Consider the following 4936-nt stretch of genomic DNA (forward strand, 5'->3'; position numbering starts at 1 on the left):
GGGGCGAAACCCACCACCTTACCGGCCGATGCGCGGGCCCGGCGGCGCTTCGCCTTGCCCGGCCGGGCCGGGGTGTGTGACGTTGGGCGGCATGGTGTCTTTGACGGGACGGTCGGCGTTGGTCACGGGGGCCTCGTCCGGCATCGGCGCGGTCGTCGCCGAGGCGCTCGCCGCCGCGGGCGCCCGCGTGGCGCTGGTGGCGCGGCGCAAGGACAGGCTGGAGCAGGTCCTCGCTCGGTGCCGCGAGCACTCCCCCGACTCGGCGATGTGGACGGCCGACCTCGGCGACCTCGACGGGATCGCGGAGCTGGCGGAGGCGGTGGAGCGCGCGTTCGGCGGCGTGGACGTGCTGGTGAACAACGCGGGGATGCCGAAGCGGCGCCGCGTCCAGGACCTGACCCCGGCCGAGGCCGAGGGCGTGATGCGGCTGAACTACTCCTCCCCCGTGCGGCTGACGCTGGCGCTGCTGCCCGGCATGATCGGGCGCGGGCGCGGGCACCTGGTGGCGATCGGGTCGGTCGCGGCGCGGCTCGGCCCGCCGCACGAGGGCGCCTACGGGGCGTCCAAGGCGGCGCTGACCGCGTTCTGGGAGAGCATGGCCGTCGACCTGGACGGCACGGGCGTGCAGGCCCACGTGGTCCAGCCCGCGCTCATCGCGGGTACCGAGCTGTTCACGCTGCCCGGCAACGAGCCGCCGCTGAGCGACGTCTCCGACGCGCTGCCGCCGCAGCAGGTCGCCGACGCCGTCCTCGCGGCCCTGGACGGCGGGAAGTTCGAGCAGTACGTGCCGGGCTGGTTCGACGAGATGGCGTCCGGCAAGGCCGCCGACGTCGACGCGTTCATCGCCGGGGTCAAGGAGTGGACCCGCGACCGGCTGGAGCGCCCGGCGCCCTGAGCGCCGGCCGTTGCCGCCTCCCCCGCGGGTCAGTAGGGTGTGCATCCGGGAGTGATCCACATCACAGTGAGCCGCGAGGTGCGGATGGCTGCTCCAGCAGGGCTTCAGGTCAGCGGCGTGACGGTCCGGTTCGGCGGGCTGACGGCCGTGGACGGCGCCGGGCTCACCGCGCCGCCCGGCGCGGTGACCGGGCTGGTCGGCCCGGACGGCGCGGGCAAGACGACGCTGTGCGACGTGATCGCCGGGCTGCGCCGCCCGGCGGCCGGCACCGTCCGCCTCGGCGACGCCGACCTGACCGGCAGCGCGGCGCGCGAGCGGGCCCGGCGCGGAATCGCCCGCACGTCCCCGGGGCCGGCGGGGTCGCGCACCGTCCGGGAGACCGTGCGGGCCGCCGCCGCGCGGCACGCGCTGACGCGCGAGTACCCGGGCCGGACGGCGCGGGACCGGTGGCGGCGCCGCCTGGACGCCCGGCGGGACGCGGGGCCGCGCGCCGAGGAGATCCTCGCCCGCGTCGGCATCGCCGAGTACGCCGAGCGGTGCGCGCGGGCGGCGCCGCCCGGCGTGGCGCTGCTGACCGGCCTGGCGCGGGCCCTCGCCGCCGAACCGGCCGTGCTGCTGCTGGACGAGCCCTGGGCGGGCATGCCGGCGCGGCACGCGCGCGCCCTGGAGGTGCTGCTGCGCGACCTGGCCGCCGAGGGCCTGGCGGTGCTGGTCGTCGAGCGGGAACTGGAGCCGGTGCTCGGGGTCTGCGACGTCCTGCACGTCCTGGACGGCGGCAGGGTGATCGCGGCCGGCGCGCCCGCGGAGGTCCGCGCCGACCCCCGGGTGCGGGACGCCTACCGGGCCGTCACCACGTGTCGATCCACGCCCGGGGACGCTCCTCGGCGGGCGGAGCTCCAGCGAGCACCGTCGTGATCCAGCGGCGCGTGTCGGCGGGGTCGATGACGTCGTCCAGCTCGAACACCGTGGCCGCGTGCAGCGCCTTGCCGTACTCGTAGGCCGCGGCGACCATCTGCTCGAACAGGGCCTCCGGGTCCTCGGCGGCGGCGAGCTCCTTGCGGAACCCGAGCCGGACGGCGCCCTCCAGCCCCATCCCGCCGATCTCGCCGGTGGGCCAGGCGAGGGTCGCGAGCGGCGCCTTGAACCCGCCGCCCGCCATGGCCTGCGCGCCGAGCCCGTAGCCCTTGCGCAGCACGATCGTGACGACGGGGACGCGGAGGTTCGCGCCGATGACGAACAGGCGGCTGAAGTGCCGGACGGTCGCGGTCCGCTCGGCGGCCGGGCCGACCATGAAGCCGGGCGTGTCGCACAGGGACACGACGGGCAGGCCGTGCGCGTCGCACAGCTGCAGGAACCGGGCGGCCTTGTCGGCGGCGTCGCGGTCGATGGCGCCGCCGAGATGTGCCGGGTTGCTGGCGATGAGGCCCATCGGGCGGCCTTCGATCCGCACCAGCGCGGTGATGATCCCGATCCCGAACGCGCGGCGCAGCTCCAGCACCGAGCCGGTGTCGGCGAGGTGGGCGACGGCGCGGCGGACGTCGTAGGCGCGCATCCTGTTCTCGGGGACGATGTGCCGCAGGACGCGCTGGTCGTCGCACGCCCATTCCTCCCGCGGGCCCCGGAAGTAGGACAGGTAGCGGCGGGCCGCGTCGACGGCCGCCGCCTCGTCGTCCACGACGATGTCGACGACGCCGTTGGGCTCCTGGTCGCCGATCGGGCCGATCTCCTCGGGCGCGAACACGCCGAGGCCGCCGCCCTCGATCATGGCGGGCCCGCCCATGCCGATGTTGGCGTCGCGGGTGGCGATGATGACGTCGCAACAGCCGAGCAGGGCCGCGTTCCCGGCGAAGCAGCGCCCGGAGGCGATCCCGACGGACGGGACGACGCCGCTGAGCCGTCCCATGGCGTGGAAGGTCGTCACGTCCAGCCCGGACACCGAGGAGGTGTCGGTGTCGCCGGGCCGTCCCCCGCCGCCCTCGGCGAACAGCACGAGGGGCAGGCGGCGGCGGTGGGCGATGTCGAGCATCCGGTCGGTCTTGCGGTGGTTCTGGTGGCCCTGCGTCCCGGCCAGGACCATGTAGTCGTAGGACATGACGACGGCCTTCTCGCCGTTCACGTCCCCGATGCCGCAGACCAGCCCGTCGGCCGGGGTGCGTTCGATGAGGTCGTCCAGCGACCGCCGCTGCCGCTGCGCCGCGATCGCGAGGGCGCCGTACTCGGCGAACGTGCCGGGGTCGCACAGGTCGGCGATGTTCTCGCGGGCGGTGCGGTGGCCCCGCGCGTGCCGCTTGGCGACCGCCTCGGGACGGGACGCGTCGAGCCCGATCACGTGCCGCCGCAGCGTCTCGGCGAGGTCGGCGCGGATCGCGTCGAGGTCGGTCTCGTCCTCCTCGGCGGTGTGGTCGCCGTCGACCTCGGCGGGTTCGACGAACAGCAGCGGAGCGCCCTCGGCGACGGTGTCGCCGGACGCGGCGGCCAAGGCCCGGACGACGCCCGCCTGACCCGCGTGGACGACGTGCTCCATCTTCATCGCCTCAAGGATCAGCACCGGCTCCCCGGCGCGCACCAGGTCGCCCTCGGCCACCTCGACGTTCACGACGGTCCCCTGCATGGGCGCGGGGACGGCGACCGTGCCGGGCGGCGCGTCCGGCACGGCGACGGCCTCCGGCTCCGCCTCGTGCGCGGCGGTCTCGGGGTAGTAGCGGAGGTGCTCGCTGTCCAGCAGTTCCGCCAGATGGTCGGCGACGAAGGACGTGTCCACGCCGCCGGCCGTGAACTCCGGGTGCCGCAAGACGCCCTGGAGCAGCGGGATGGACGTCGCCACGCCGGCGATCTCGAACTCGCCGAGCGCGCCGTGCGCCCGCGCGGCGGCGGCCGGCAGGTCCTCCGCCCGCGCGATCACCTTGGCGAGCAGCGGGTCGTAGCGCAGGCTGGTGCGGTAGCCGGCGTATCCGCAGGTGTCGACGCGGACCCCCGGGCCGGACGGCGGCGCGAACGCGGCCAGCGTCCCGGCGCGGGGCCGGGGCGTGCCGTCGGGGTCGATCGTCTCGGTGTTGACGCGCACCTGGACGGCGCAGCCGGACGCGGCCGGCGGCGCGGCCAGCCCGACGCCCGCGAGGTCCTCCCCCAGCGCGAGCCTGATCTGGGCCTTCACCAGGTCGACGCCGGTGATCTCCTCCGTCACCGTGTGCTCGACCTGGAGCCGGGGGTTGGCCTCCAGGAACCAGAACTCCTCGCCCGCGACGAGGAACTCGAACGTGCCGAGGCTGTCGTAGCGGACGCGGGCGGCCATGCGGAGCGCCGCGTCCAGCAGCGCGTCCCTGACCCGACCCGGCAGCGCGGGCGCGGGCGCGATCTCGATGAGCTTCTGGTGGCGCCGCTGGACGCTGCAGTCGCGCTCCCACAGGTGGGTGACCGCGCCGGTCCCGTCCCCGGCGACCTGCACCTCGATGTGGCGGGCGTGCGGCACGTACTTCTCGGCGTACAGGTCGCCGCCGCCGAACGAGGCGAGCGCCTCCGACCGGCACCGCTCGTACGCGGCGGCCAGCTCCCCCGGATCGGCGACGACGCGCATGCCGCGGCCGCCGCCGCCCGCGAGCGCCTTGAGCATCACGGGCCCGTGCTCGCGCGCGAACGCCTCGGCGCCGGCGAGGCTCACCGCCCCGGCCGTGCCCGGCGTCACCGGCACGCCCGCCTCGCGCGCGAGCTCCCGCGACCGCGCCTTGTCGCCGAACAGCTCCAGCAGGTCGGGGCGCGGGCCGGCGAACACCAGCCCGGCGGCGGCGCAGCGCGCGGCGAACGCGGCGTCCTCGCTCAGGAAGCCGTAGCCGGGGTGGACGGCGGCGGCGCCGGCGTCCTTCGCGGCGGCGAGCAGCGCGTCCGCGTCGAGGTAGCCGGCGACGCCCTCGCCGGGCAGTCCGCGGACCTCGTCGGCGCGGCGGGCGTGCGCCGAGGCGGCGTCGTCGCGGGTGCGGACGGCGACCGTCCGCAGGCCCAGCTCGGCCGCGGCCCGCACGATCCGCAGCGCGATCTCGCCGCGGT

The 4936-nt window shown here is 76.3% G+C and carries 3 protein-coding genes; 2 read left to right on the forward strand and 1 reads right to left on the reverse strand.

The features are described 5' to 3' along the window. Positions 1–91: 91 nt before the first annotated feature. Together E1284_RS38385 and E1284_RS38390 are read left to right on the forward strand one after the other, a co-directional pair. The gene (locus E1284_RS38385) at positions 92–895 is read left to right on the forward strand and encodes an SDR family NAD(P)-dependent oxidoreductase (protein WP_131945054.1); all 804 of its coding nucleotides are present in this window, start codon (positions 92–94) and stop codon (positions 893–895) included. 84 nt (positions 896–979) lie between these two features. Further along, positions 980–1810, forward strand: a complete 831-nt coding sequence (locus tag E1284_RS38390; protein WP_131945055.1) for an ABC transporter ATP-binding protein — start codon at positions 980–982, stop codon at positions 1808–1810. On the opposite strand, the gene E1284_RS38395 is transcribed toward E1284_RS38390, so the two are convergent. Beyond that, on the reverse strand, positions 1743–4936 hold a 3194-nt coding region (locus tag E1284_RS38395), incomplete at its 5' end, for an acetyl-CoA carboxylase family protein (RefSeq protein ID WP_131945056.1). The two genes, E1284_RS38390 and E1284_RS38395, sit on opposite strands and share 68 nt — an antisense overlap.

The organism is Actinomadura bangladeshensis (assembly GCF_004348335.1).
Taxonomy (GTDB): Bacteria; Actinomycetota; Actinomycetes; order Streptosporangiales; family Streptosporangiaceae; genus Spirillospora; species Spirillospora bangladeshensis.